Here is a 26,674-nt window from a genome sequence, read left to right on the forward strand (position 1 = left end):
TCCGCAGGCCCCGTCTGTAATCAGGAATCCTGCCCGCGCGGCGAAAGTCCTGATTTCGACCTGAATACCCGGAATACGGCAAGGCATGATTTTTATTTTACAGGCAAGACCCGGCTTAATCAGATTAGACAATAAATCAAACTAAATCATAATACGATTGATATTTAATGTCAACTATATTGGTCCGCAAAATATTGACTAAAAGCCGCGTTGGTTATATAATGAACAAGTTATAGCAGGAACTTTTTTCGATTAATTTAGGTAAAGAATGGTGTTCAAATGAGCGAAATGAAGAACTTTTTCGCGCATCCGAGTGCGTGCGTGGACGACGGCGCAGAAGTTGGAGCCGGTACGAAGATCTGGCATTTCTGCCATATCAGCGGCGGCTGCAAAATCGGTGAAAACTGTACGTTCGGGCAAAATGTATTTGTTGCCCCGGGCACAGCAATCGGAAATTACTGTAAAATACAAAATAACGTATCCATCTATGAAGGTGTCGAATTAGGCGATTATGTCTTTTGCGGCCCCTCGATGGTGTTTACCAACGTTCAGCGCCCGCGGTGCAAATATCCACAGCGCGGCGCGGCTTTTTATGCCCATACACCGGTTGGAGAAGGCGCGAGCATCGGGGCGAATGCAACCATCGTGTGCGGCCACCGCATCGGCAAAAACGCGTTTATCGCGGCCGGCAGCGTGGTGACAAAGGATGTGCCGGATCATGCGATTATGATGGGCACGCCTGCCCGCCAGCACGGCTGGGCCTGCGAATGCGGGGAGAAACTTAACGATGATTTGGCCTGCCCGAAATGCGGAAGAAAATATCGGAAGACGGAACACGGTCTTCAGGAGGAAACAAAATAAATGGAGAAAATAGCGTTTAACGACCTTGGCGCTCAATACCGCCATTTAAAGGAAGAGATCGACAAGGGGATTGCCGATGTGATCAGCGGATGCCATTTTATTTCCGGGCCGCAGACGGAAGAGCTTGAAAAAGAGCTTTGCGACTATACCGGCCGGAAATTCTGCGTCAGCACCAGCAACGGGACGGACGCGCTGCTTATGCCGCTGATGGCAAAGGGAATCGGCCGGGGAGACGCGGTTTTTGTACCGGCTCTTACGTTCTTCGCCACAGCGGAGGTTGCCAGCCTTTTAGGCGCGACGCCCGTATTCTGTGACGTTGAAGAAGATACTTTTAATATGGACCCGAAATCCCTTGAAAAACAGGTGGAAAAAGTTGTAAAAGAGGGCAAACTAAAACCGAAGGCGGTTATTGCGGTCGACTTATTCGGTCAGCCGGCGGCTTTTCCGGAGATTGAACCGATCTGCAAGAAATACGGCATGACGTTGATTGAAGACGCCGCGCAGGGTTTCGGCGGACAGATTAACGGGAAAAAAGCATGCAGTTTCGGCGATTTTTCCGCTACGAGCTTTTTCCCGGCGAAGGCGCTCGGATGCTACGGCGACGGCGGAGCCGTTTTTACGGATGACGAGGAACAGGCGGCTTTGCTGAAATCCATCCGTGTTCACGGCAAGGGCTCTTTTAAATATGAAAATGTGCGCGTCGGTTTAAACGCAAGGCTGGATACCCTTCAGGCGGCGATTCTGCTTCCGAAGCTCCATGCGTTTGATAAAGAAACAGAGCATCGCAATTGGGCGGCAAAGCGCTACGCCGACCGGTTACAGGATAAATTTCAGGTTCCGGTTGTTCATGACGGATATTTTTCCAGCTTTGGATATTATACTCTTAAGGCGGAAAGTGAGGAGCAGCGCTCCAAAATCCTCGAAGGGCTGAAAACGGCGGGCGTTCCGACGATGATTTATTATCCGATGCCGCTGCATTTGCAGAAGGTATATGCGCCTCTCGGTTATCAAGAAGGGGACATGCCCATCAGTGAAAAGCTCTGCAAAACGGTTTTCAGCCTTCCCATGCATGGTTATATAACGGAAGACGTTATCGATTATATCTGCAAAACCTTGCTGGGTCTTGTTTCATAAATCAAAAACGTAGGATTTGTTGATTTTTTAAAATGAGACCTGATTATCTGAATGACAAGGAGAAATACAAATGTCGAATATGAAAGCAGAATTAATGAATAAGATTCAGGACAAAACCGCCGTTGTCGGAATTGTCGGCCTCGGTTACGTCGGTCTTCCGCTGGCGGTCGAGTTCGCAAAAGCCGGCTACAAAACCATCGGTTTCGACGTGCAGTCCAAGAAAGTGGACGCCGTTAACGCCGGGCACAACTATATCGGCGATATCGTGGGCGATACGCTGAAAAAAGTTGTGGACAGCAAGACCCTTTCCGCCACCAGCGATTTTTCCTTTATTAAGGATGTTGACGCGGTGGCGATTGCCGTACCCACTCCGCTGGACAAATACCAGCAGCCGGATATCAGCTATGTAAAGGGTTCCACCGAATCGGTTGCAAAATATCTGCATAAGGGCATGGTCGTTGTTTTGGAATCCACGACCTATCCCGGAACAACCGAGGAGCTTTTAAAGCCGATTCTCGAAGCAAGCGGGCTGAAATGCGGCGAGGATTTCTACCTTGCTTTCTCCCCTGAGCGCGTGGACCCGGGCAACAAACAGTATAAAACGAAGAATACGCCGAAGGTTGTCGGCGGCATAGGAAAAGACGGCACCGAAATTGCGGCCGCTCTCTACCGCAATGTTCTTGAAGGCGGCGTTTTCGAAGTTTCTTCCCCGGCGGTTGCCGAAATGGAGAAGCTTCTGGAAAACACGTACCGCAATATTAATATCGGTTTGGCCAACGAAATGGCGATTATCTGCAACCGCATGGGCATCAATGTCTGGGAAGTAATCGACGCGGCAAAGACAAAGCCGTACGGCTTCCAGGCGTTTTATCCAGGACCGGGCCTCGGCGGCCACTGCATTCCGCTCGACCCGTTCTACCTTACCTGGAAGGCCCGTGAGTTTGATTATCATACCCGTTTGATTGAAACCTCCGGCGAAATCAACACCGGCATGCCGGAATATGTTGTCGACCGTGCCATGAAAGTGCTTAACCAGAACAAAACAGCGATGAACGGTGCGAAAGTGCTGGTTCTCGGCGTTGCCTACAAGGCGGATATCGACGACTACCGCGAAAGCCCGGCGTTAAATGTCATTGACCATTTAATTAAGGAAGGCGCCGATACCACGTATTTTGATCCGTATATTCCGGAGTACAAGCATAAAGGCGTTGTGCATACCGGTGAAAAGGAACTGACGGATGATATGCTGAAAAATGCGGATATCGTCATCATCTGCACGGCGCATGCCTGCTTCGATTACAACCGGATTCAGAAGCTTTCCAAAGAAGTATTCGATACCAGAAACGCCATGAAGGATGTAAAGGATCGCTCCAACATCGAGCTTTTATAAACAATTTACCCCCGTTTCTTGTAAGTGACGGGGGAATTTTGTGTTGTGCCGTCCGGTATGCTTACAGCCTGGCGGTATAAGGAAAATGCATGATAAAGAAAAGGAGAACCGATATGGAAAAACTTCGTTTTGCTTTGATAGGATGCGGAAGAATTTCAAAAAACCACATTGCCGCGGCGATTGCGAATGCGGATACAATGGAACTGGCGGTTGTCTGCGACCCGGTGCTTGAGAACGCGGAGAAAAAAGCAAAGGATTATCAGGATGCCGCCGGCAGCAAACCGGCAGTCTATGCCGATTATAAAAAAGCGCTGGAGGAGCAGAAAATTGACTGCTGCGCCATTGCGACGGAAAGCGGATACCATGCGGAGATTGCGCTTTACTGTATCCGCCACGGCAAGAACGTGCTGATTGAAAAGCCAATGGCTTTGAGCACTGCCGATGCCGAGCAGATGATCCGCGAAGCGAAGGAGCACGGCGTTACCCTCGGCGTCTGCCACCAGAACCGCTTTAACGAGCCGGTTCAGGAACTGCACAAAGCAATTGAAGACGGCCGTTTCGGCAAGCTGGTAAACGGAACTGCGCGTATTCTCTGGAACCGGGGCATGCCGTATTACGAACAGGCTCCGTGGCGCGGAACATGGGCGCAGGACGGCGGCACACTGATGAACCAGTGTATTCACGATATTGACCTTCTCCAGTGGTGCCTTGGCGGCGAACCGGAAACGGTTATGGCCATGACGGGCAACTACCTTCGCGACATTCAGGCGGAGGATTTCGGAAGCATCCTGATCCGCTTTAAGAACGGCGCAATCGGCATTGTGGAAGGCACCGCCTGCGTATATCCGAAGAATCTGGAAGAAACGCTCTCCATTTTCGGCGGAACCGGCGCGGTGGTTATCGGCGGTATTGCCGTGAACCGCATGGAAACCTGGAATTTTGAAAAGCCTGCCGAGCAGGATTCGCATATCGCGGCTCTTTCCGGCAAGGACCCGAAGGACGTTTACGGAAGCGGCCACAATATGCTTTACGCCAATTATATTCACGCGGTCAACACGCATACCGATCCTCTTGTCAGCGGAACCGAGGCGATCAAGGCGATGAAGATCATCCTCGCGGCTTACAAGTCGCAGAAAACCGGACAGCCGGTTGCGTTCGACGGACTCCGCTTTTCCACGCTGGATATGGATGATTCCGACGTCCGTTATCCTTCATGCGGGGTGAAGTAGGATGAAAATCGTTACCGTTGTCGGTGCAAGGCCGCAGTTCGTAAAGGCTTCGGTTGTTTCCGCGGCACTGCGGAAAAATTGTACCGAGGTCTTGGTTCATACCGGTCAGCATTATGACCGCAATATGTCCGACGTATTTTTCGAGGAACTTTCTATTCCGAAGCCCGCGTATAATCTTGGCGTGGGTTCCGGTTCGCACGGCCACCAGACCGGCGAAATGCTGATAAAAATCGAGGACGTCCTGCTTAAGGAAAAGCCGGATATTATGCTGGTTTACGGCGATACCAACTCCACGCTCGCGGGTGCTCTCGCGGCTTCCAAGCTGCATATTCCGGTTGCCCATGTGGAAGCCGGACTGCGCTCCTACAACATGCGCATGCCGGAGGAGCAGAACCGCGTTTTAACCGATCATATCTCCACCTGGCTTTTCTGCCCGACGCAGACTGCGGCGGACAACCTGAAAAAAGAGGGAATTACCAAGGGCGTAAGCATCAGCGGAGACGTTATGCTCGATTCCGTGCTTCACTTTTTAAAGGTTGCGCAGAATAACCCGAACAAAACCGCTATTTTCGGTCAGCTTCAAATACAGCCGAAAAACTACCGGCTTGCCACGCTGCACCGTGCGGAAACGACCGACGGCGGGCTGGACGCGATTATCCGTATCTTTAACGCGTTTGAAAAGCTTCCCCAGCTTGTCGTTCTGCCGATTCATCCAAGGACAAGACCGCTTGCGGAAGAAGCGATTGCAAAATGCGGATTCCGGAACATTCAGCTGATCGACCCGGTCGGCTATCTGGAAATGCTGCTTCTTACGTCGAACGCCTGTCAGGTAATGACCGATTCCGGCGGGCTTCAAAAGGAAGCATGGTTTATGAAAGTGCCGTGCATCACGCTCCGGCAGGAAACCGAATGGGTGGAAACGCTCAACGGAAACTGGAATGTGCTGGCGAAGCTTACGACCGAGGATATTTACGAGAAGGCGATGCATACGGTTCCCGACCCGGCTGCCCGTGAGGCAAAGCCGTTCGGCGACGGAAACGCCTCGGAAAAAATCGCCTCGGCTTTGCTGAACGGCTAAGGCTTTGAATCCTTTTTGCTGAATACAAGGGGTTATGTATGAATATTATTTATATCAATCATTATGCCGGTTCCAACCAGCACGGCATGGAGTTCCGCCCGTATTTTATGGCGAAGCGGTGGGCCGCGGCAGGGCACAACGTTACCATTGCCGCCAGTTCGTACTCCCATCTGCGCACAAAGAACCCGGATATGCAGGGGCAGGCAACCATGGAACAGATGCTGGACGGCGTGCGCTATTTCTGGATTGCCGGCCCGGAGTACCATGGAAACGGCATGGGGCGAATCAAAAATATGCTTTCGTTTCTGCACGGGCTTTACAAATACGGGGATGAAATCGCGGCGCAGGGCAAACCGGACGCGGTGATTGCGTCCTCCACCTATCCGCTGGACATTTATCCCGCGCATAAGCTTGCAAAAAAATACGGCGCCATGCTGATTTACGAGGTGCACGACCTTTGGCCGCTCAGCCCGATTGAGCTTGGCGGCATGAGTCCGCACCACCCGTACATCATGGCCATGCAGGCGGCGGAAAATTACTGCTATAAGCACAGCAATTATGTGGTTTCGCTGCTGCCGAACGCACAGGAGCACATGGAAGAGCACGGCCTGAAGCCGGGCAAATTCATCTGCATTCCGAACGGCATTATTAAAGCCGATTGGGAAAAGCCGATGGCAGACCAACCGGTGTATTGCGATAAACTGAAACAGTATCATGACGAGGGATATTTCCTCATCGGCTATACCGGTGCGCACGGAATTGCCAATGCGCTGGACAGTTTTGTCGAAGCAGGGGATATGCTCCGCGATCAGAAAATCAAGCTCCTTTTGGTCGGCCCCGGGCCGGAGCGTGAGCGCCTGATTCAGAAGGTAAAAGACCGAAATCTGGGCGAGACGGTGGAATTGCTGGAGCCGGTAAAACGCGGCCAGATTCCGGAACTGCTGCACCAGATGGACGCGCTCTATGTCGGCCTGCAAAGGCAGCCTTTGTTCCGTTTCGGCGTAAGCCCGAACAAGCTGATGGATTACATGATGGCGGCGAAGCCGGTCATCTTTGCCATCGATGCGGGCAACGACATGGTTGCGGACGCAGACTGCGGGATTTCCATTCCGCCGGAGGACAGCAAAGCGATTGCCGAAGCCGCCCGGAAGCTGGCGTCCTTATCCAAGGAGGAGCTTAACGCGATGGGCGAGAGGGGCAAGGAATACATCCTTCAGAATAATGAGTATGATGTGCTTTCTCAAAAGTTCCTCGATGTTTTTTCCATGCCGCACTGACAGGGCGGAAATCAAGCAAAGTTTTTGCCGCAGCGATATAAATTTGCAATTTTAAAGGGCAGCCGGATGGTTGCCCTTCTCTCTATATTCCCAGTTCTGTCATTTTCTCGCGCAGTTTGATGAAATCGTCAAACGCGGCGGGTTTATTGTTGGGGTTTCGTAAAAGTGCGGCCGGGTGAAGGGTTGCCATCATCCAGACGCCGTTCTTTTCAAAGAACACACCGTGTTCCTTTGTGATTTTCATATCCGGCTTGATCAGCTTTAATGCGGCGATCCGCCCAAGGCAGACGATGATCTTCGGCCGGATCAGCGCCACCTGATTGCGCAGCCACTTGATGCAGGTGTCCTGCTCTTCCGGAAGCGGGTCCCTGTTATGCGGCGGCCTGCATTTCACGATATTTGCTATATAAATATTGGAGTGCCGGTCAAGATCAACAGCCGCAAGCATTTTATCGAGCAATTGGCCGCTTCTGCCGACGAACGGTTCGCCCTGTAAATCTTCGTTTTCGCCGGGTCCCTCTCCAATAAAAAGTACCTTCGCCTGTTCATTGCCAACACCGAATACCAGGTTTGTTCTTCCTTCGCACAGTCCGCATTCGTGGCATTGTAAGCATGCGGATTTCAATTCTTCCCAGTTATCGTACAATTTCTTGCCACCTTTCCTTCTTATCCTTTTTATTATACCATTAAAACGGACATTGCAACAGCATAAATGCATTTGATGTTGAATTTTCCTCTTATTTGAGTTACACTAAAGGTGTGTCGAAAACTAAATTACAGGAGATGTTCGTTTTGAAAATCATGGTAGAAACGTCAGCCCGACATATCCACCTAACACAGGAAGATTTGGATACCTTGTTCGGCAAGGATTACAAGCTGACCCCTAAAAAGGATTTGTCGCAGGTCGGCCAGTTTGCCTGCGTGGAAAAGGTTGAAGTCATTGGCCCCAAGAGTTCCATTAAAATGTCCATACTCGGACCTGTCCGTCCGGAGACACAGGTTGAGTTAGCGAAAACCGAAGCCCGTTCCATCGGCATCGACGCGCCGACCCGTATGTCCGGTGACCTGAAAGGTACGCCCGGCTGCAAGGTAATCGGCCCGAAGGGTGAAATTACGATTGATCACGGTGTGATTGTTGCGAAGCGTCATGCGCACTTTACCCCGGAACAGGCTGTTGAATACGGCGTAAAAGACGGCCAGAATATTCAGATTAAGCTGGATTACAACGAGCGCGCGCTGATCTTTGGCGATGTTATTGCCAGAGTAAGCAAAACCGCAGGCCTCGCGGTTCATATTGATACCGACGAAGCAAACGCGGCGGGCCTTCCCGGCACGGTTGACGGCGAAGTGATCCTTTAATTGTTTGCGTAACTGACTTCTCAACCAAGCCGGGGCTTTGCTCCGGCTTGATTCTTTATAAATCGGAATTTATCTTAGCACTTTTTTTCTGAATGTCAAGATGAATTTTTTATGGATTACGGAAAAGTCTGAAAGGAAAAGGGGTTGTCTTTTTTTACAGGATCGTTTATAATATATGGGTTGGTATGAGAAGCAAGGCAGAATGCGTGCAATAGGATATGCAGGCGGGCGGGCTCTGTACGGCGGGGAACCGTGAACCATGTCAGGCGGGGAACCGAGCAGCATTAAGCGGATTTCCCTGTGCGATACAGGCGATCTGTTCGTCTGCATATCCTGGTGCATGATATACCGTTTTGAAACGGTCTGTCTTGCTTTCAATTTGTCTAAAGGCGGTGTTCGCTTGTATCAGGTTCTATACAGAAAATGGAGGCCCAAAGTGTTTGCCGACGTTGTCGGCCAGCCTCAGGTTACCGTTACGCTGAAAAATGAACTGATGGCCGGACGCATTGCGCATGCCTATTTGTTTACCGGCTCCAGGGGGACGGGGAAAACCACCTGCGCCAAGATTCTGGCGAAAGCGGTAAACTGTCTGCATCCCGTGGACGGAGGTCCCTGCGGGGAGTGCGAAATCTGCCACGGGGTGGAAAACGGTTCCGTAATGGATATCGTGGAAATCGACGCCGCCAGCAACAACGGCGTGGACAATATCCGCTCGCTTCGGGAAGAAGCCAATTTTACCCCTGCCGCCGCAAAGTACAGGGTATATATTATCGATGAGGTGCACATGCTTTCCGCCGGTGCGTTCAACGCATTGCTGAAAACGCTGGAGGAGCCGCCCGCCCACGTTATTTTTATCCTCGCGACAACGGAAGTGCACAAGCTGCCGGCAACGATCCTTTCACGCTGCCAGCGCTTTGATTTCCATCGTATTCCGCCGGAGGACAGCGCGGACCGGCTGACTTACGTCACTCAGCAGGAGGGCGCCGAACTGGATCGTCAGGCCGCGCTTTTGATCGCCCGCCTTGCGGACGGCGCAATGCGTGACGCGCTCTCTCTTTTGGATCAGTGCCTTGGCCGAAGCAAAAAGATTACCGTTGAAGTGGTAAATGAAACGGCGGGGCTGGTCGGCAGGGAGCATCTTTTTGAACTGACCGACGCGATAAAAACGCAGGATTCCGGCCGCGCGCTGGAAATGATTGATCAGCTTCACAACGCTTCCAAGGATATGGCAAGACTCTGCGAAGAACTGTCTTCCCATTTCCGGAATTTGATGCTCATAAAAACCACAAAGGATGCCCGCAGCATGATCGTTGTGTCCGATGCGGAATATGAAAACCTGACAAAGCAGGCACTTTCCACGCCGCTTTCGGGTATCCTGCACGGGCTGGATACCTTGCAGTCCGCGCTGGAAAAAATGTACCGCGGCGGCGACCGCCGTATCGAGTTTGAAATGGCCATGATACGGCTTTGCACGCCGGAACTGGACTCCTCGCCGGAGGCGCTGATACGGCGCATAGAGGCGTTGGAAAGCGGTGTGATAAAACCCGCGAAGGCCGTTCCGCCCCAAAAACCGAGGGAAAAAGAACCGGTTCCAAATGCTCCGTCGGCGGATTTGCCGCAGGAACCAAACCCGGAACAGGGGACAGAGAACAATACAAAGCCCGCTTCCGAGCCGTCGACGCAAAAGGCCGTGCAGAAACTTCAGGAAAATGCGCAGCGTCTGGCGGAATGGCCGGAAGTATTGCAGATATTAAAAAATTACTCGCATGTTACCGCAACTGCTTTTAACGGCTCAACCGCCTATATCAGCGGGGCATATGTACTGATTGACGCGCCGAATGAAATCGCGTTCCGGCTTCTTCGCGAACCGGCTCAGCGCGACAACATGCGCCGCGCAATTGAGCAGGTGACGGGAAAAGTTTATAATTTAGGACCATATAAAGGCCGGACAGCCGAAAAAACAGTCGACCCGCTCGCCGAGCTGGCCGGATTGGCTGAAAGCGAAGGAATTCCGGTTATTAAGAAATAGAGAAGATAAGCAGGAGGAGTTACGATATGAAAGCAAGATTACCGCAGGGATACGGCGGAGGCGGCGCCGCCAATTTACAGCAGCTGGCGCGTCAGGCTCAAAAGATTCAGGAGGATATGGATCGGGTAACGGCTGAACTGGAAGAGAAGGAATATTCCGCCACAGCGGGCGGCGACGCCGTTAAAGCAACCGTAACCGGTAAGATGGAAGTAAAAGCAATTGAAATCAAACCGGAGGTCGTCGACCCGGAAGATGTGGAAATGCTTTCCGATCTGGTGATTGCTTCTGTAAACGAGGCGCTTCGCGCGGCTGCGGCGGACAAGGCACAGAGCATGGAGAAAATTTCAGGCGGCATTAACATGCCGGGAATGTTCTAAGTTTTATGTCGACATATAATGTAGCGCCGCTTTCACGCTTAATCGAACAGTTCGAGCGCCTGCCCGGCATCGGGCATAAGAGCGCGCAGCGTTTGGCGTATTATGTTCTGGGGCTGTCCAAGGAGGAAGCGCAGAGTTTCTCCGATGCGATTATGGACGCGCATGAAAAAATTCATTACTGTAAAAAATGCTGCAACCTCACCGATCAGGAGCTTTGTCCCATTTGCCGCAACGAGGCGCGGGACCAGTCCATCATCTGTGTGGTTGAAGACCCGCGGGACGTTATTGCGCTGGAGCGTACTAATGAGTTTAAGGCAACCTATCACGTTTTGCACGGAACGATTTCCCCACTCAACGGGATTGGCCCTGATCATCTGTGCATTAAGGAGCTTCTGGCACGCGTCAACAGCGGCGGCGTGAAAGAAGTGATTATGGCCACAAACCCGACGGTCGAGGGTGAGGCAACCGCGATGTATATTTCCCGTCTTTTAAAACCGCTTGGCGTAAAGGTTACACGGTTAGCCTATGGGATTCCCGTGGGCGGAGATCTGGAATATGCCGACGAAGTCACGCTTTCCCGTGCCATTGAAGGGCGAAGCGAGCTGTAGTTTACATAATACTTGACTTTTTACAGCGGCTGTGCTATGCTCATATTCCGGTAAGAATGGAGGCTTTTTTTATGCCGAAAGAAAATTTAAAAACATTGGCGCAAAATAAAAAAGCCTTTCATGATTATTTTGTGGAAGAAAGTATGGAGGCCGGGATTGAACTTTGCGGAACGGAAGTAAAATCGCTCCGTAAAGCGCAGGTTAACCTGAAAGATGCATGGTGCTCCATTGTAAAAGGCGAGCTTCTTGTAAACGGCATGCATATCAGTCCGTATGAACACGGCAATATTTTTAATCAGGATCCGATGCGTGTTCGCCGGCTACTGATGCATAAGCGGGAGATCATGCGCCTGTTCGGTTTGGTGAAGCAGGACGGGTATTCGCTGATTCCGCTGTCGGTTTATTTAAAAGGCTCCATGGTGAAGGTGCAGGTAGGTCTGTGCAAGGGCAAAAAGCTATACGACAAGCGTGCCGATATGGCGGCAAAAGCAGCCAAGCGTGACATTGACCGCGCGATGAAGGAGAAAAACAAAGAATAAGACTTATTTTCCGTTGTATTTGCGTATCATAGAATCGGAATCGGTTCTATTTTATAAATGGGGATGTAAAGGTTTCGACGGGGATTGTGAGCCTTAGTAAGCGAGTAGCGGTGCGGAACCGCTATAAAATCCGCAATTTTAAAATTAAACGACAACAATACAGTTGCGTACGCAGCCTAATTAGGCTGCCGTCTTTACCGGGAACACCGCGGCCCGGATAAAGGCGTCGATTAGCGGTGAACGTGAACCGAAGAACGCCTTTACTTCGGTCATGACATAAAGGCTACTAAACCGCAGAGCCTGCCTTTGGGCGCTGCGCGGAGGGAATGTAAAATCAACGGCTACACTCGTAGAAAGCTTTGGTAAGTGATTTTCGGACACGAGTTCGACTCTCGTCATCTCCACCAAATGGACATTACACGAACACCTATTATTTTAAAGGCGGCTTTGCCGTAGCGGTGTGGCTGTAAGGTCAAACAGAAAAGAGCAGTCAAGATTTTAATGTCTTGGCTGCTCTTTTGTCATTCTAACCTATTCTTTTTCTATCGTCACAGCGGTACCATAACAGATCACCTCGGTAATACCTTGTGCCACCTCGTTGGCATCGTATTGCATTTGGGAAAACCGGAGGAGGCAAATTGGAGAACGTATTTAATAAAGAATTTGATAATGGCCGGATGACTATGACAGAAGCACAAAATGCTGAACGCCAAGCGAAGTAACGGCTAGTACGACCCAGCAGATAAAACCCAGCAGGATTGGTTTTCCGCCGCTTTTTACAAGCTTGACGAGATTCGTATTTAACCCGATAGCGGCCATTGCCATTACAATAACGAATTTACCGGCTTGCGATAAAAAACCGCTCATCCCGGAAGGCATGGCAACAAACGTATTGATGACGGACGCAATAACAAAGCCGAGTACAAACCATGGGAAAATTTTTACGATGCTGTAACTCCCTTTTTTATTCCCGGCTTCTTTTTTTGAGGTGTAAATTGCCAAAACAAGAGTGACGGGAACAATCATAAGCGTTCTTGTGAGTTTGACAATAACGGCAAGATCGCCCGCTGCATTGCTGTATGTATAACCTGCCGCGACCACCGAGGAAGTGTCGTTTATCGCTGTTCCGGCCCATAAGCCAAAGCCTTGATCACTCATCCCGAGTAAATGTCCGAGAACAGGAAATAAAAAAGCGGCAATTACATTAAACAGAAAGATCGTTGAAATAGAGTGGGCAACTTCTTCATCATCTGCATGAATTACGGGAGCCGTTGCCGCAATCGCAGATCCGCCGCAGATAGCGGAACCGACTCCGATCAGGGTCTTGACATTTCCATCCAGCTTTAGAAGTTTTCCTGCAATATAGGCGGTTAAAAATGCTGCGGTCAGCGTGAAAGCCATTAATACGAGCGTTTGTTTTCCTACTTTGAAAACATTAAATAAATTCATATCAAAGCCTAACAGAATGATGGAATATTGCAGCAGCTTTTTTGAAGTGTAACTGATGCCGTCGTCTAACAACTGCGGTCTCTTCCAAAATGCCAGCAGCATCCCGAATAGAATTCCTAAAACGGGGCTGCCGACAACAGGAATCATTTTTCCGATGAACCATGCGGGAACAGCGATCATTGCTGTAAGCGCAATCCCGGGCAGCTTATTGATCAATGTTTTCATATCATCTTCTCCTTTTGTTGTCTATCATACGCCTTGACAATTGATTAGTAAAATATTATTATCTTATTAGTATAATTATAAAATGCTTATGGATAGGAGAAAAAATGACTCTAAGACATTATAAAATTTTCGTTGCCGTATGCGACACGATGAATATGACGTCGGCGGCTGAAACCCTTTTTATGTCGCAGTCGGCGGTCAGCCAGGCGATTGCAGAGCTGGAAAATCACTATGGCGTCCGGCTTTTTGAACGGCTGTCCAGAAAACTGTTTCTTACGCAGGCGGGTCAAAAGCTGCTGGGCTATGCGCGCCACATGATTCATATGAATGCAGAGGTGGAGAACGACATGAAGACGCTGCACCAAAACGGAACAATCCGCATTGGTGCAAGCGTTACGGTTGGTGCCCATGTTTTGCCGGGACTTGTTTCGGATTTTAAGAAAACAAAACCGCTGACGGATATTGAAGTGATTGAAGATAATACGGCGAGGATTGAAAATCTGATTCTTCAGGATAAAATCGACATCGGTCTGGTGGAAGGCGAAACAACCTCCCCGGATGTACGGAATCGTGCTTTTATGGATGACGAACTGGTGCTGATCTGTTCTGCAAACCATCGCTTTGCCGCTTATCCTGTTATTGAACCGAAAGAATTGGAAAAGGAAGATTTCATTATCCGTGAAAAAGGAAGCGGAACCCGAAAAACTTTTGAGGAAAAGATGACGGAAAACAATTTAACGTGGAAAGTTTCCTGGACATGCAATAATGCGGATACGATTAAAATGGCTGTTGCGGCAGGATTGGGTGTTTCCGTAATTTCAAAACGTGCGGTTGTCAGTGAAATAGCATCCGGCTTGCTCTGCTCCAAATACGTAAAAGACATGGAATTTAAAAGGCAGTTCAAAATCATTTATCACAAAAACAAATATCTTACGGATTCTATGAAACAGTTCATGACCTTATTATAACGAAAGCGGATTGGACTGCTTCATGAATTGCATCGTCCTGAGTGGTTATGCTTAGGGCGATTTTTTTCTGAATGTGGCTGTGGTAAATTTGTTAAAAATTTCTCAATTTGGAATTATAGCAAGGCAAGAAAATAAAAATATGCGTATTTTAACGGGATTTCAGACGATTTTTGTATAGTTCCACAAATTTATCGGGGTCTATTTATACTTTATGCATGTTGACTGCAAATAAAATCCGTGTATAATAAACATATCCCAACTGGTTATGACGACATGACGACATAATGATCGGAGAGATTTTATGGAACAAATTATGCTTCCTAAATACTATATTTTGAAGCAAAAGTTGATTGAAAAGATTGATCAGGAAGAGTTCAAAGCGAATGAGCTGATCCCAAGCGAGCGGGAATTAATCCAGATGTATGATGTAAGCCGCATTACCGTCCGCAAAGCAATTGATGAACTGGTGAACGAGGGATATCTGTACAAGGTGCAGGGCAAAGGCACCTATGTAAAATCGGATGCATACAGTCAGGATTTAATATCGATTACGAGCTGTACGGAAGATGTAATCAATCTGGGCATGACGCCCAGCAGAACCGTCATTTCGGCTTCGGTGCTGGAAGCCGATAACAAAAGATCCCATAATTTGGAACTGGGAAAGAACGAAAAAGTATTTCGTTTGGAAAGAATATATTATGCGGACAACGAACCGATTAACCACACGGTAACGTATCTTCCCTACAAACTGTTTCCCGGAATTGAAAAATTCGATTTTTCAAAGGAATCGCTGTATAAAATCCTGGAAGAAAAGTATGATACTAAAATCACGAAAGCAAAACGCTCCGTCGAGGCGATTCTGGCAAAAGACGAAATTGCCGATTACCTTGATGTGGAACCCGGCCAACCCATTCTTCTGTTTGGTTGTATAACCTATGGAGTTGCAAACGGCAAAGAAATCCCGATTGAAAATTTTAAATGCTGCTACCGCAGCGATAAGTTCAAGTTTTATATCAATCAGGTTAAGTAACCCTATGAATTTGTTCCCCCTTAATGAATTAAAATAAAAGGAGAATTGTTATGAAAAGAACATTGAAAAAAGTCTTATGTCTTGCAATGGCGGCAATGATGGGCCTGTCCGCCCTGACCGGCTGCGGCAACAAAGCGGCAACTTCAAGCGGCGCGCCGGCCGGCAGCAATGCTTCCGCACCCGCAAAAAGCGACAAGAAAATCGCAATCGTTTGCGACACCGCGGGCCAGAACGATAACGGTTACAATCAGGCCGCTGTAAACGGCGCAAAAGAGGTTGCCCAAAAGTACGGCGTCCAGTACAAAGTAGTGGAACCGACCAACGGTGTTCCGGCTGCTTTGGAAGCTTTGGCAGACGACGGCTACAACGTCATCTTCAGCCTTGAATACGATTTTGACGCGCTGATCAAGGGTGTCGGCGGCGCGAAACCGATCGCGGAAAGCTATCCCAATACCACGTTTGTTGTATTCAACGACAATCCGAATGTAACTTCGAGCGGCGCCGTAAAATACAAAAATGTTATTTCCGTTCTGTTCGATGTGCATGAAGCTTCTTTCCTCGCCGGCAGCCTGAGCGTTCTGGTGAATGAAAATGAAAAAACGCTTTTTGCAGACGGCTACAAGTTTAAGGACCCGGCCAGCGGCGGCCGTGCAATCGGCTTTATCGGCGGCACAAACTCCAACGGCATCACCGTGTTCTCCGACGGCTATATTCAGGGAATCAACTATATGGCCAAAGAGCTTGGCGTAAAGTATGACTTCTATGCAAAATATGATGCGGGCTTCACGGATTCCGCACTGGGCAGCACCGTGGCAGGCACTTACTACGACAAGGGCGCCAACATCGTTTACGGCGTAGCAGGCGGCGTCGGCGAAGGAATCACCTCCAAGGCAAAGGAAGTCGGCAGACTGGCGATCCAGGTTGACGCAAACAAAGATAATCAGCAGCCCGGCTATGTTCTTACAAGCGTTCTGAAGAATACCAACGTTCCGGTAGTAACCATCTGCGCTGCAATGGTTAACAATAAACTCTCCACAATGCAAAATGTACAGTCTTACTCCCTGTCTTCCGGCGCTACCGGTATCACGGATTTGTCTGAGATCAGCAAGCATATTGCCTCCACCGACGCGGCAAAAGCGAAGTGGAAGGAAATCCAGGCGAAAATCACGGAGATCAGAGGCAAAATCGGCACAGAGATCAAAGTTGTCAACGCGCAGGCCGGCGAGAAGTTTGATCCTTCCACCTGCCCGAACGTAACCATAAAATAACGAATAACGATGCAAGGGGCGTAATTTGAAATGAGCATCATTAAAACGATTGATTTAACGAAAAAATTCGGTGATTTTACTGCAAATGATAAAATTAACATTTCAGTAGAAAAACAGGAGATTAAGTGCATAGTAGGCGAAAACGGCGCTGGGAAATCCACTTTGATGAATATGCTATATGGATTGCTACGTCCCACAAGCGGTAAAATTTTGCTCCATGACAAAGAGACTGAGATCAATGGCCCTATGGATGCCATTGATCTCGGATTGGGAATGGTGCACCAGCATTTTAAGCTGGTGCCCAGTCTCACCGTTTATGAGAATATTCTACTTGGCACCGAAATAAAAAAATCTTCAAAATCACCGATTATTGATCGGAAAAAGGAAATTGACGAAGTTACAAAGCTAATTGAAAAATATAAATTTGAACTGAATCCTACCGATAAAATCGAAGATATCTCCGTCGGCGGAAGGCAGCGCGTGGAAATCCTCAAAATGCTGTACCGCAATGTGGATATCTTGATTCTTGATGAACCAACCGCAGTACTGACCCCGCAGGAGGTGGACGAGCTTTTTGTAAACCTGAAAGAGCTGCGCGCACAGGGGAAGACGATCATTGTCATTACGCACAAGCTTCGTGAAGTAATGGAATTGAGCGACAGTGTTACGGTTATCAAGCAAGGCAAGGTCGTAGGGAATGTGTTGACCAAGGATACTTCGGAAGAAGAACTGGCACAGATGATGGTGGGCAGAGAAGTGGTTCTGACTGTACAGAATACAGCGGCCAACAAAGTAATGAATGAAGTTGCCTATCAGGTCGAGGGCGTTTGCACCATTAACGATTACGGAAAAGAAGTGCTTCAGGATATTTCGTTCTGTGTGCATAAGGCTGAAATCCTCGGGGTGGCCGGTGTTGAAGGAAATGGTCAGTCGGAACTCGTTAAAGTACTGACAGGCATTATGAAAGCGACCAAAGGTAAGGTTTCTATAGATGGTAAGGACATTACAAACAAGTGGCCGGATGAATTGCGGCAGGACGGTCTGGGAATTATCCCGGAAGACCGGTATGCGCAGGGGCTTTGCGGTACGATGAGTGTTGCGGATAACTGTATTGCCGGTTATCACGGGGACGCGGACGTCTGTAAATTCGGCCTGCTGGACAAGAAAAATATTAACGCCAAGCGAGACCGTTTCATGAAGGATTTTGATATCCGTGTGGGCGATATCAACGGCAACGTGGGGCAGCTTTCCGGCGGCAATGCGCAGAAAATTATTATTGCAAGAGAGTTTGAAAGCAATCCAAAGATGCTGTTGGCCTGCCAGCCGACGCGCGGCGTGGATATTGGTTCCATCGAATTTATTCATAAGCAGATTTTGAATTTCCGAAACAAAGGCAATGCGGTCCTGCTGATTTCCAGTGAACTTTCAGAGGTTATGAGCCTGTCTGACCGGATCATTGTTATGTATAAAGGTAAGATTATAGGAGAGCTTTCTCCAAAAGATGTCAGCAGATCAGAGATTGGCTTGCTGATGGCTGGTATTCAAAAATAACAAGGCAAAAGGGGCATTTATATGAAAATAAAGGATTTCGGGAAACGCCTTGTCAACTCGGTTCTGCCTGTTCTGTTGGCGTTTGTAATCGGTGGAATCGTAATTTTGATGATTGGCGAAAATCCCTTGGACACATACGGGATTCTGCTCGGTAAATCGCTGTTTACCGCAAAAGGCTTCCTGAACACGCTGCACTATGCTTCGCCGCTGATTCTGACCGGCCTTGCAATTGCTGTTACATTTAAAGCAAATATCTTCAACATGGGCGTGGAAGGTCAGCTGCTGCTGGGCGCGTTTTTTGCCGGTATCGTGGGTACCTCTCTGCCGGCTTCGCTGAATCCGGTCGCCGCCCGGCTGATCTGTCTTGCCGTCGGCATCCTCTGCGGCATCCTGTTCGCTCTGGTTCCGGCAATCCTCAAGGCTTACTGCCATGTAAATGAAATGGTTGTTACGCTGATGCTCAACTATGCGATGATCAAAGTGCTGGAATTCCTCGCAACCGGTGTATTCCGCGATTACAGCTCCGGATACGTCTGCACGCCGATCATCAAAGAGAACGCCATGTTCCCCCGTATCGGCGATTCGAAATTAACCATGTTCTTTTTTGTCGCGATTTTCGTATTCATCATCATGTATATTGTGATGAACAAGTCAAAACTGGGCTACGAAATCACGGCGATCGGTAAAAACCCGGAATTTGCGGAAGCAACCGGAATGAAAGTACACAAAAAGATTATGATCCTGATGATTATCAGCGGCGCGCTTTCCGGACTGGCCGGCGCAGGCTATATGATGAGCGAGCAGTTTAAGTACACCCTGAGCTTCTCCGGGAATCCGGGGCTCGGCTGGGACGGCATGCTGATCGCCCTGCTGGGCGGCCATTCTCCCATCGGCGTTCTGATTGCGGCGATTTTCTATTCCGCGCTGAAGACGGGCGCGGACCATATCAACCTTTACTCTACGGTTCCGAAAGAGATTGTTTCCGTTATTCAGGGCCTGATCATCCTGTTCCTCGCTGTGAAGTTTGTGGATGAGCATACGAATATCCGGGAAAGACTTTTGCGGAAAAAAACCAGCAAACCCGAAACTACCATAAGTGAGGAGGCGTAAGAATGGATATCATAGGAAATATTTTATATGATACCGTTTATCACAGTGCCCCTATTATTTTGTGCGTAATCGGCGGTATCTTCGCCTATAAGGCAAATGTGCTCAATATTGCGCTCGAAGGCATGATGCTGATCGGCGCGTTTGTTTCAACCCTTACCGCATTTCTTACGCATAATATTGCCCTTGGCGTACTGTTTGCCATGCTGGCGGCGCTGGCCTTCGGGCTGGTATTCTCCGTGCTGGGCGTTACCTTCAAGGGAAATGTCATTATCATCGGCTTGGCGCTGAACCTGCTGGCTTCGGCCATTGCAAAATTTGTCTTGGTGCGGATGAATACCTCGAATATTACACTAAGCTTTATGAACGTGGCCGATCTGAAAATTCATATCCCGGTGATTGAGAACATCCCGCTTCTCGGAAACATTTTAAGCGGCCATCCGCTGATTACGTATATCAGCTTCATCGGCATTTTTGTAATGTGGGTTCTGATGTACAAAACCAAGTTCGGCGTTTATGTCCGCGTGGTTGGCGAGAATGAGGATGCCGCAAAGAGTATCGGTTTAAAAACCGACTTCTATAAATATGTTGCCATTTTGATTGGCGCCCTGTGCTGCGGACTTGCCGGCGCAAACCTTTCTACCGAGCGTCTGGGCCTCTTTACCAATGATATGACCGCCGGCCGCGGCTTTATCGCGATTGCCGCAATCTACTGCGGCCAGGGCTCCCCGACCCTGTCCGCCATGTACGCCGTCGTATTCGGTCTGGCACGTGCACTGTCCGTCAACCTGAGCATTTATGCCGGTCCGGCGGCGGGGCTGTTTGACGTTATCCCGTATGTCATCATGGTGTGCGTCCTTACAGCGGTATCCATTGTGAAACACAAGAACAACAAGATAAGAGGTTTTAAGAATGAATAAGACGGCTCTTATTATTGTCGATATGGTAAAGGATTTTACGGATCCGGAAGGATTGGTTTTTTATCCGCAGAACCGTGAAATTCTGCCGAAGATTGCGCAGGTTCTGGAAAAATGCCGGGAAAAGGGAAAGCTGGTTATTTTTCTTCAGCACTGCAACCGCGCGGGGAAGCCGGATGAAAAAGCGGCCTCCATGCGCCCGAACTGCCTGGAAGGAACCAGCGGCATCGAGATTGATCCCATGCTAAAAGTGAACCCGGAGGACTACGTGATCCGCAAGCGCCGCTACAGCGGATTCTTTGGCACGGATCTCGACCTTGTGCTCCGCGAGAACCAGATTAAAAATACCGTCATCATCGGAACGAAAACCAACTGCTGCATTCGCGCCACCGTAACGGATGCGTTTTATCTGAATTACAACCCGATTGTCATCCGCGAATGCGTGGCGACGAATTCAGAAACAGTGAATGAAGTACACCTCAACGATATCCAGAAATATCTGGGTACGGTTGTGGACATGAAAACATTTTTTGAGAAATTGGATAACGGAGAATGGTAATGAAAAAATATGATGTAGTTGTAAGCGGCTATGTGAGTATGGATCATATGCTGAAAATCAAAACTCCGGCGGCTGTCGGCTTTACCTCTCTCATCGAGAATAAGACAAATTCCAAAATTTATTACGGGGGCTGCTCCGTGAATATCGCATACGCGCTGTGCAAACTCGGCGTGAAAGCTATGCCGATCCTGCGCGTGGGCGGCGATTATGAGAAAATTGGTTTTAAGAAATTTATGGAAGACGGAGGCGTTTCCCTGGAAGGCACTTCCGTTATTCCGGACGAAACGACGTCTGTCTGCTATCTGGTTCAGGATAATAAAGGCCAGCATATCACCCTGTATTATACGGGGGCAATGGATGAAAAATATTCCTGTGCACTCAGCGACGAGATCTTCGAAAATACGCAGTTGGGTGTTATCACGGTGGCGGCTCATGAGGACAACGCGGAGTTCTACAAAAAATGCCGCGCGCATCATGTGCCGATCGTCTTTGGCATGAAAGCGGACTTTGACGCCTTCCCGGAGCCGTTTCTCAAGGAGCTGCTGCTGCACAGCAAGATTATTTTCACGAATGAGTCGGAACGGGAAACTATAGAAACCCTTTTCCATCTTGACTCCATCACCGAGCTGTTCGATCTTGGCAAAATGGAAATCATCGTTACAACCTACGGGAAGCAGGGAAGCACCTACTATCAGCGCCGTGCGGACGGCACGATCGACAGCCAGTGCATTCCGATTTGCGACTGCACCAAGGTGGTGGATACCACCGGCTCCGGGGACGGGTATATGGCCGGTTTCCTGTACGGCTACCTGAAAGGGATGCCGATGGCCGATTGCTGCCGCATGGGCAGCACACTTTCCTCCTTTATTATTGAAAAAGAAGGATGCTGTACGAATGCACCGTCCGTAAAGGACATAACAAGACGTTTTGAGAACTTTAAAAACTGCAAAATGTAAGGAGACGAAAGATGTCAACATTATATTTAGGAGCGGATACTTCAACGGTTGCCCCTTATGTTCTGTTTTCCGGCGATCCGTTTCGTGTGGAAGTTTTGCAAAAATATCTCGACAACCCGCAGCATATCGCTTTCAAGCGGGAGTTTAATACGTATACCGGTTCGTATAAAGGGGTGCCGATTACGGTAACTTCCACGGGAATCGGCGCTCCCTCCGCGGCGATTGCCATGGAGGAGATGTATGAAGCCGGTATGAAAGTGGCTGTCCGTATGGGTACGGTAATGGCTTTGCAGGATGATATGCTTGGACATTTTATTATTCCGATTGCCGCCATGCGCCGCGAGAGCACCAGCAAGACCTATGTGGAAGAAAGCTATCCCGCGGTTGCCGATATTGAACTGGTCAATCTCATGAACCAAACGGTAACCGATTTTGGCAAGCGTTACCTCAACGGCATCAACTGTACGATGGACGGCTTTTACAGCAAGATGCACGATTCCAAATTCTCGAAGGAATGCGGAATCGATATGTCTGAAACCTTTGAAGAGTTAAAGAAACTGCATGTTACCGGAATCGATATGGAATCCGCCTGCATGCTGACTTTAGGCCGGCTGATGGGCGTAAAAACCTGTATTGTTACAATGGCCACCGTGCTCGAGAATCTGAAGGAGGCGCTGGCGGGTCAGGACCGTGTTGATGCAGAAGACCTGCTGTGCCGCGTGGTTCTTGAGGGATTGTATCGTTATCACACGCAAAAAGCGTAATGAATATCTGAAAGCTTCGTTTTATTAAGAAAGGAAGAGTATTATGGACATCAGAGAAATTATCGCATGTAAGAAAAAATTTGTCATCGGCATGGTTCACTGCCTTGCCTTGCCCGGAACCGCCGGATTTGCAGGCGACTGCGACAAAATTCTGAACCAGGCTGTTCAGGATGCCGTCACGCTTGAAAAAGCAGGCGTCGATGCGGTTATTGTTGAAAATATGGGGGACGACCCGTTTGCCGCCCTACTGGATACCCCGCAGCTGGCAGCCCTTTCGGCTGCGACTGCTTTGGTAAAAAAAGCGGTGAAGATTCCGGTTGGCGTGGATGCGGCGTTTAACGACTGCGTTGCCTCCCTTTCCATCGCGAAAATAAACGGCTGCGACTTTGTGCGTATCCCGGTGTTTGTGGATACCGTTGAATTTTACGACGGAATCATCAAGCCCTGCGCAAGGCTCTGCATGCAGACCAGAAAGAATCTGGATGCCAAAAATATTATGGTTCTTGCCGATGTTCAGGTAAAGCATACGAATATGGTGCTTCCGCAGGTAACCATTGAAGCTTCTGCAAAAGCGGCCGCGGGATGCGGCGCAGACGCTATTATCGTCACCGGTTCGGCAATCGGCGTGGAAACTCCGCTGGAAATGATTCAGCGCGTCAAAAAAGTCGTTAAGCTTCCGGTTATTGCGGGCAGCGGCGTGAACGCAAACAATATTGACGAACAGCTGAATATCGCGGACGGAGCGATTATCGGCAGCAGCCTGAAGAAAGACGGCGTGCTGACCAACCCGATTTCTTACGATCTGGTGCGCGAAGTACTTGATGGACTTAACAAATAATAAGGAGTAAATTACAAACATGATGAGACCAATGAAATTAGCGGGCAGCGAGCTGATGTTCGGCGAAGGCTGCCTGGAATATATAAAATCCGTTCCCTGCAAAAAGGCATTTATCGTTGTCGGCGGCAAGAGCATGGAGCGCAGCGGGATTCTTGCAAAAGTGGAGGGCTATTTCCATGAGATCGGCGCGCAGACGACCGTATTCCAGGGCGTAGAGCCGGACCCGTGCTTTTCCACTGTGAAAAAAGGCGCGGATAAAATGAAGGAATTCCAGCCGGATATGATCGTTGCTCTGGGCGGCGGCTCCGCAATGGACGCCGCAAAAACCATGTGGGTTTATTATGAACATCCGGAGCTGACGACGTTAGAGGAAGTTTTAACAGCGCAGCCGTTCCCGAAGCTTCGCGAAAAAGCCCGCTTTATGTGCATCCCATCCACCAGCGGCACCGCAAGCGAGGTTTCCCGCTCCGTCGTTATTTCCGACGATGCAACGGGGATGAAGCACGGTTTGGGCAATATGGAAATGATGCCGGATATCGCAATCTGCGATCCGGAGGTTACCGCTACCATGCCTCCGCATATTACCGCGGAAACCGGCATGGACGCGCTAACCCATGCGGTCGAAGCTCTGGTTTCCAACCGCGCGAATTACCTGTCCGACATCCTTGCGCGTGCGGCGGCGATCGACATTGTCAACACCCTGCCCAAAGCATGTGAAAACGGCAAGGATATGGCGGCACGCGAAACCATGCTGAATGCATCCATGACGGCGGGTCTTGCGTTTACCAACGTATCCCTTGGCATCGTTCACTCCATGGCGCATACGCTCGGTGGTTTCTTCCATGTTTCCCACGGCCTTGGCGACGCGGTCGTTCTGCCTTATATCATTGATTTTAACAGCGGAAATCCGGAAGCAAAAGCGGTATACGACCGTCTGGCAAAGGATTTGGGCGGCAAAGATCTTGCGGAAATTGTCCGCAATCTGAATAAAAAGATCGGCATTCCTTCCTGCGTGAAAGAGGTTGTGAAAGACGAAGCCGCATACACCTCCAAATTAGAGGAAATGGCGGAATCCGCAAAAGCGGACGGCTGCACGAAGACCAACCCCATCATCCCAACGATTCCGCAGTTTGTAGAGCTGTTCAAAAAAGTATATCAGGGATAAAAAACAAACTATATTAGAAGGAATGAAAACGTTATGAATTTAATCTGCTATCTGTCAAATGGATACCCAACCATTGAGGACAGCATCGAGATGGCCAAGTCCTATGTGGAGGCTGGCTGTGATATGATCGAAATTGATTTCCCGTCTCACAACCCATTTCTGGAAAGCGAGTATATTTCCAACCGTATGGCAGAAGCATTGAAAAACTGCGACGATTTTGATCAGTATATGGAGGGCATGATCAAGGTTAAGAAATTGCTCCCCGATACGAACTTTATCCTCATGGTGTATGAAAACACCGTCGAGGAAATCGGCGTGGAGAAATTTATTACGTTCTGCCTTGAGAATGATTACCGTGATATCATCCTTGTCGGCCTGAAGGATGAAGTGATTAAAAATAAGATTATTGAAGCGGGGCTTCGCGTCAGCTGTTACGTACAGTTCCATTTGCCGGAGCAGGAAGTGGAATATGCGCTGAAGTCCAACGGCTTCACCTATATGCAGGCGGTGGCGGCTCCGGGGCAGGCAACCAAAGAACACCCGACCCTGGAATCCTGCATACAGTATCTGCGTGAACGCGGCCTGAAAAACCCGATTTACTGCGGCGTCGGAGTACATAATCCGAAGGACGCGGCAATGGTAAAGGCGGCGGGCGGCGACGGTGCGTTTGTAGGAAGCACCATCCTGAAATTGCATGACGATAAGTCGGCCCTGATGGCAAAAATCCGTGAATTTAAGGCCGAGTGCTGATTTTTAACCGGTCGGACGTATGAGATAGAAATAGGGGAGAGCGGCTTTTTATGAAAGGCCTTTACCCTTAGCTTTTGCGGTTGCTCATCGGCGAATAAAACCGCATCAAAATAAAAAAAGTTCTGTGATTTCGCATCACAGAACTTTTTTTTCGTCCGGTTTATAATATTTTCCCTGCCAGGTGTCTCTCGCTGCAAGAGTTTGATCGATTGCGCCGAGAACCGCTATTTTGTCCACTCCCCAGCGCGGTGCGATTAGCTTGTCGTGTACTCCGTCGCCGGTAATCCGTTCAATGACGGTCTGCGGAGGAAGTACCTCAAGCTGCCGGCAGACGATATCCAGATATTCCTCTTTGGTCATCGGAAGGACCTCGCCGTTTTCATATTGGCGGGCGAGCACGGTATCTTCCATAATCTGAAGCAAATGGATTTTTACCGCGTCAACATTTAAGCTTCCGAGCGTCTCAGCGGTTTCGATCATCATCGGCGCCGTTTCACCGGGCAGCCCGTTGATCATATGAACGCAGACGCGAATCCCCCGGGCTTTCAGCGCGCGATAGCCCGCCAGAAATTCCGCCCATGTGTGCCCCCGGTTGATACGCTCCGCCGTACAATCGTGGATACTCTGTAAGCCAAGCTCCACCGTAAGATAGGTTCGGTGGGACAGCTCTTCCAGATAATCCATGGCGTCTTCTTCGAGGGCGTCGGCGCGCGTCGCAATGCTGAGGCCGCACACACCGTCTTGCGCCAGCGCTTTCTCATACAGATTCCGAAGGACGGCAAGCGGAGCGTACGTGTTGGTATGGGATTGAAAATAGGCGATTACATCGGCGTTTTTCCATTTGGAGCGTACGCGGGCAAGCTCCGCCCGGATTTGCTCTTCCACACTTTTATCCGGGCCGTGTGTGAACGCGCCGCTCCCGTTTCTGCAATACGTACAGCCGCCCGTTCCTTTGGTACCGTCGAGGTTTGGGCAGGTAAAACCGGCGTCGATCACTGCCTTGAACACCCGTTTCTGGAAAACGGATTTCATATGATAGTTCAGCGTATGATACCGTTTATTGTCGTTTGAGAAAAGGAATGGATTTCCTGTCATACTTTCGTTTCCTAACTTGAAATATCCTGTAAATTACGTCGCCCTGCTGTGCACAATTGGGCGACGGTAAACCCGTTTGGGCTGGTCGGGCTATGAACCCTTTGAAACTTGTGTTTGCTTCGGCACAGGCCTTTCTCTTATCATAACACAG

26 protein-coding genes and 2 other RNA genes are annotated in these 26,674 nt (G+C 49.3%); 25 read left to right on the forward strand and 3 right to left on the reverse strand.

Going from position 1 to position 26,674, the window contains the following annotated elements:
• The first annotated feature begins 279 nt into the window (after nt 1-279).
• The 6 genes from OUY18_RS10890 to OUY18_RS10915 all read left to right on the forward strand — a co-directional run bounded on the left by OUY18_RS10890 (nt 280) and on the right by OUY18_RS10915 (nt 6,969).
• The gene (locus tag OUY18_RS10890; RefSeq protein ID WP_268058816.1) at nt 280-861 is read left to right on the forward strand and encodes an acyltransferase; all 582 of its coding nucleotides are present in this window, start codon (nt 280-282) and stop codon (nt 859-861) included.
• Entirely contained in the window at nt 862-1,995 is a 1,134-nt protein-coding gene (locus OUY18_RS10895; RefSeq protein ID WP_268058817.1) for a DegT/DnrJ/EryC1/StrS family aminotransferase, read from the forward strand. It abuts the gene before it with no gap.
• 70 nt (nt 1,996-2,065) lie between these two features.
• Nucleotides 2,066-3,385: a nucleotide sugar dehydrogenase gene (locus OUY18_RS10900; protein WP_268058818.1), complete on the forward strand. Its 1,320-nt coding sequence runs from the start codon at nt 2,066-2,068 to the stop codon at nt 3,383-3,385.
• A 113-nt stretch (nt 3,386-3,498) separates the two neighbouring features.
• Complete coding sequence (locus OUY18_RS10905; protein ID WP_268058819.1) at nt 3,499-4,614, forward strand: Gfo/Idh/MocA family protein; 1,116 nt, start codon at nt 3,499-3,501, stop codon at nt 4,612-4,614.
• Nucleotide 4,615: 1 nt separating this feature from the next.
• Complete coding sequence (gene wecB / locus OUY18_RS10910) at nt 4,616-5,692, forward strand: non-hydrolyzing UDP-N-acetylglucosamine 2-epimerase (protein WP_268058820.1); 1,077 nt, start codon at nt 4,616-4,618, stop codon at nt 5,690-5,692.
• Nucleotides 5,693-5,730: 38 nt separating this feature from the next.
• Nucleotides 5,731-6,969 (forward strand): glycosyltransferase family 4 protein, encoded by a 1,239-nt coding sequence (locus OUY18_RS10915; protein ID WP_268058821.1) that lies wholly within the window; start codon nt 5,731-5,733, stop codon nt 6,967-6,969.
• 82 nt (nt 6,970-7,051) lie between these two features.
• Here the strand turns inward: OUY18_RS10915 and OUY18_RS10920 are convergent, their stop codons facing one another.
• Entirely contained in the window at nt 7,052-7,615 is a 564-nt protein-coding gene (locus OUY18_RS10920; RefSeq protein ID WP_268058822.1) for a uracil-DNA glycosylase, read from the reverse strand.
• Between the two features lie 137 nt (nt 7,616-7,752).
• Here OUY18_RS10920 and OUY18_RS10925 point away from each other — a divergent pair, with 137 nt between their 5' ends.
• The 7 genes from OUY18_RS10925 to ssrA all read left to right on the forward strand — a co-directional run bounded on the left by OUY18_RS10925 (nt 7,753) and on the right by ssrA (nt 12,288).
• Complete coding sequence (locus tag OUY18_RS10925; RefSeq protein WP_268058906.1) at nt 7,753-8,328, forward strand: PduL/EutD family phosphate acyltransferase; 576 nt, start codon at nt 7,753-7,755, stop codon at nt 8,326-8,328.
• A gap of 226 nt (nt 8,329-8,554) precedes the next feature.
• Nucleotides 8,555-8,653, forward strand: an RNA gene (ffs, locus tag OUY18_RS10930) — signal recognition particle sRNA small type.
• Nucleotides 8,654-8,668: 15 nt separating this feature from the next.
• Nucleotides 8,669-10,357, forward strand: a complete 1,689-nt coding sequence (gene dnaX, locus OUY18_RS10935) for a DNA polymerase III subunit gamma/tau (RefSeq protein WP_268058823.1) — start codon at nt 8,669-8,671, stop codon at nt 10,355-10,357.
• 26 nt (nt 10,358-10,383) lie between these two features.
• The gene (locus OUY18_RS10940; RefSeq protein ID WP_268058824.1) at nt 10,384-10,734 is read left to right on the forward strand and encodes a YbaB/EbfC family nucleoid-associated protein; all 351 of its coding nucleotides are present in this window, start codon (nt 10,384-10,386) and stop codon (nt 10,732-10,734) included.
• Nucleotides 10,735-10,739: 5 nt separating this feature from the next.
• Nucleotides 10,740-11,342, forward strand: a complete 603-nt coding sequence (gene recR, locus OUY18_RS10945; protein WP_268058825.1) for a recombination mediator RecR — start codon at nt 10,740-10,742, stop codon at nt 11,340-11,342.
• A 71-nt stretch (nt 11,343-11,413) separates the two neighbouring features.
• Nucleotides 11,414-11,881, forward strand: coding sequence for an SsrA-binding protein SmpB (gene smpB / locus OUY18_RS10950; protein ID WP_268058826.1), 468 nt, complete (start codon nt 11,414-11,416; stop codon nt 11,879-11,881).
• Nucleotides 11,882-11,940: 59 nt separating this feature from the next.
• Nucleotides 11,941-12,288, forward strand: a transfer-messenger RNA (tmRNA) gene (gene ssrA, locus OUY18_RS10955).
• 274 nt (nt 12,289-12,562) lie between these two features.
• Here the strand turns inward: ssrA and OUY18_RS10960 are convergent.
• The gene (locus OUY18_RS10960) at nt 12,563-13,555 is read right to left on the reverse strand and encodes a YeiH family protein (protein WP_268058827.1); all 993 of its coding nucleotides are present in this window, start codon (nt 13,553-13,555) and stop codon (nt 12,563-12,565) included.
• A gap of 104 nt (nt 13,556-13,659) precedes the next feature.
• Between OUY18_RS10960 and OUY18_RS10965 the strand changes: the two genes are divergently transcribed.
• From OUY18_RS10965 to OUY18_RS11020, 12 genes are all read left to right on the forward strand, one after another.
• Nucleotides 13,660-14,523 carry a LysR family transcriptional regulator gene (locus tag OUY18_RS10965; protein ID WP_268058828.1) on the forward strand — a complete coding sequence of 288 codons (864 nt, stop codon included), beginning with the start codon at nt 13,660-13,662 and terminating at the stop codon, nt 14,521-14,523.
• 301 nt (nt 14,524-14,824) lie between these two features.
• Entirely contained in the window at nt 14,825-15,553 is a 729-nt protein-coding gene (locus OUY18_RS10970) for a GntR family transcriptional regulator (protein ID WP_268058829.1), read from the forward strand.
• A 50-nt stretch (nt 15,554-15,603) separates the two neighbouring features.
• Complete coding sequence (locus OUY18_RS10975; RefSeq protein WP_268058830.1) at nt 15,604-16,821, forward strand: BMP family lipoprotein; 1,218 nt, start codon at nt 15,604-15,606, stop codon at nt 16,819-16,821.
• A 30-nt stretch (nt 16,822-16,851) separates the two neighbouring features.
• Entirely contained in the window at nt 16,852-18,372 is a 1,521-nt protein-coding gene (locus OUY18_RS10980) for an ABC transporter ATP-binding protein (protein WP_268058831.1), read from the forward strand.
• 21 nt (nt 18,373-18,393) lie between these two features.
• Nucleotides 18,394-19,482: an ABC transporter permease gene (locus tag OUY18_RS10985; protein ID WP_268058832.1), complete on the forward strand. Its 1,089-nt coding sequence runs from the start codon at nt 18,394-18,396 to the stop codon at nt 19,480-19,482.
• A gap of 2 nt (nt 19,483-19,484) precedes the next feature.
• Entirely contained in the window at nt 19,485-20,399 is a 915-nt protein-coding gene (locus OUY18_RS10990) for an ABC transporter permease (RefSeq protein ID WP_268058833.1), read from the forward strand.
• Nucleotides 20,392-20,955: a cysteine hydrolase family protein gene (locus OUY18_RS10995; RefSeq protein ID WP_268058834.1), complete on the forward strand. Its 564-nt coding sequence runs from the start codon at nt 20,392-20,394 to the stop codon at nt 20,953-20,955. Before OUY18_RS10990 ends, OUY18_RS10995 begins: the two co-directional genes overlap by 8 nt.
• A complete protein-coding gene (locus OUY18_RS11000) occupies nt 20,955-21,911 on the forward strand; it encodes a carbohydrate kinase family protein (RefSeq protein WP_268058835.1) in 957 nt (318 codons plus the stop codon). Before OUY18_RS10995 ends, OUY18_RS11000 begins: the two co-directional genes overlap by 1 nt.
• Nucleotides 21,912-21,922: 11 nt before the next feature.
• Complete coding sequence (locus tag OUY18_RS11005) at nt 21,923-22,675, forward strand: nucleoside phosphorylase (protein ID WP_268058836.1); 753 nt, start codon at nt 21,923-21,925, stop codon at nt 22,673-22,675.
• Nucleotides 22,676-22,718: 43 nt separating this feature from the next.
• A complete protein-coding gene (locus tag OUY18_RS11010; RefSeq protein ID WP_268058837.1) occupies nt 22,719-23,513 on the forward strand; it encodes a BtpA/SgcQ family protein in 795 nt (264 codons plus the stop codon).
• 19 nt (nt 23,514-23,532) lie between these two features.
• Nucleotides 23,533-24,678, forward strand: coding sequence for an iron-containing alcohol dehydrogenase (locus tag OUY18_RS11015; RefSeq protein WP_268058838.1), 1,146 nt, complete (start codon nt 23,533-23,535; stop codon nt 24,676-24,678).
• A 33-nt stretch (nt 24,679-24,711) separates the two neighbouring features.
• Nucleotides 24,712-25,428, forward strand: a complete 717-nt coding sequence (locus tag OUY18_RS11020) for a tryptophan synthase subunit alpha (protein ID WP_268058839.1) — start codon at nt 24,712-24,714, stop codon at nt 25,426-25,428.
• 135 nt (nt 25,429-25,563) lie between these two features.
• Here OUY18_RS11020 and OUY18_RS11025 read toward each other — a convergent pair whose 3' ends face one another.
• On the reverse strand, nt 25,564-26,523 hold the full coding sequence (locus OUY18_RS11025; protein ID WP_268058840.1) for a TIGR01212 family radical SAM protein: 960 nt from the start codon (nt 26,521-26,523) through the stop codon (nt 25,564-25,566).
• Between the last annotated feature and the right edge of the window lie 151 nt (nt 26,524-26,674).

The sequence above is a fragment of the Caproiciproducens galactitolivorans genome (assembly GCF_026672255.1).
Taxonomy (GTDB): Bacteria; Bacillota; Clostridia; order Oscillospirales; family Acutalibacteraceae; genus Caproiciproducens; species Caproiciproducens galactitolivorans_A.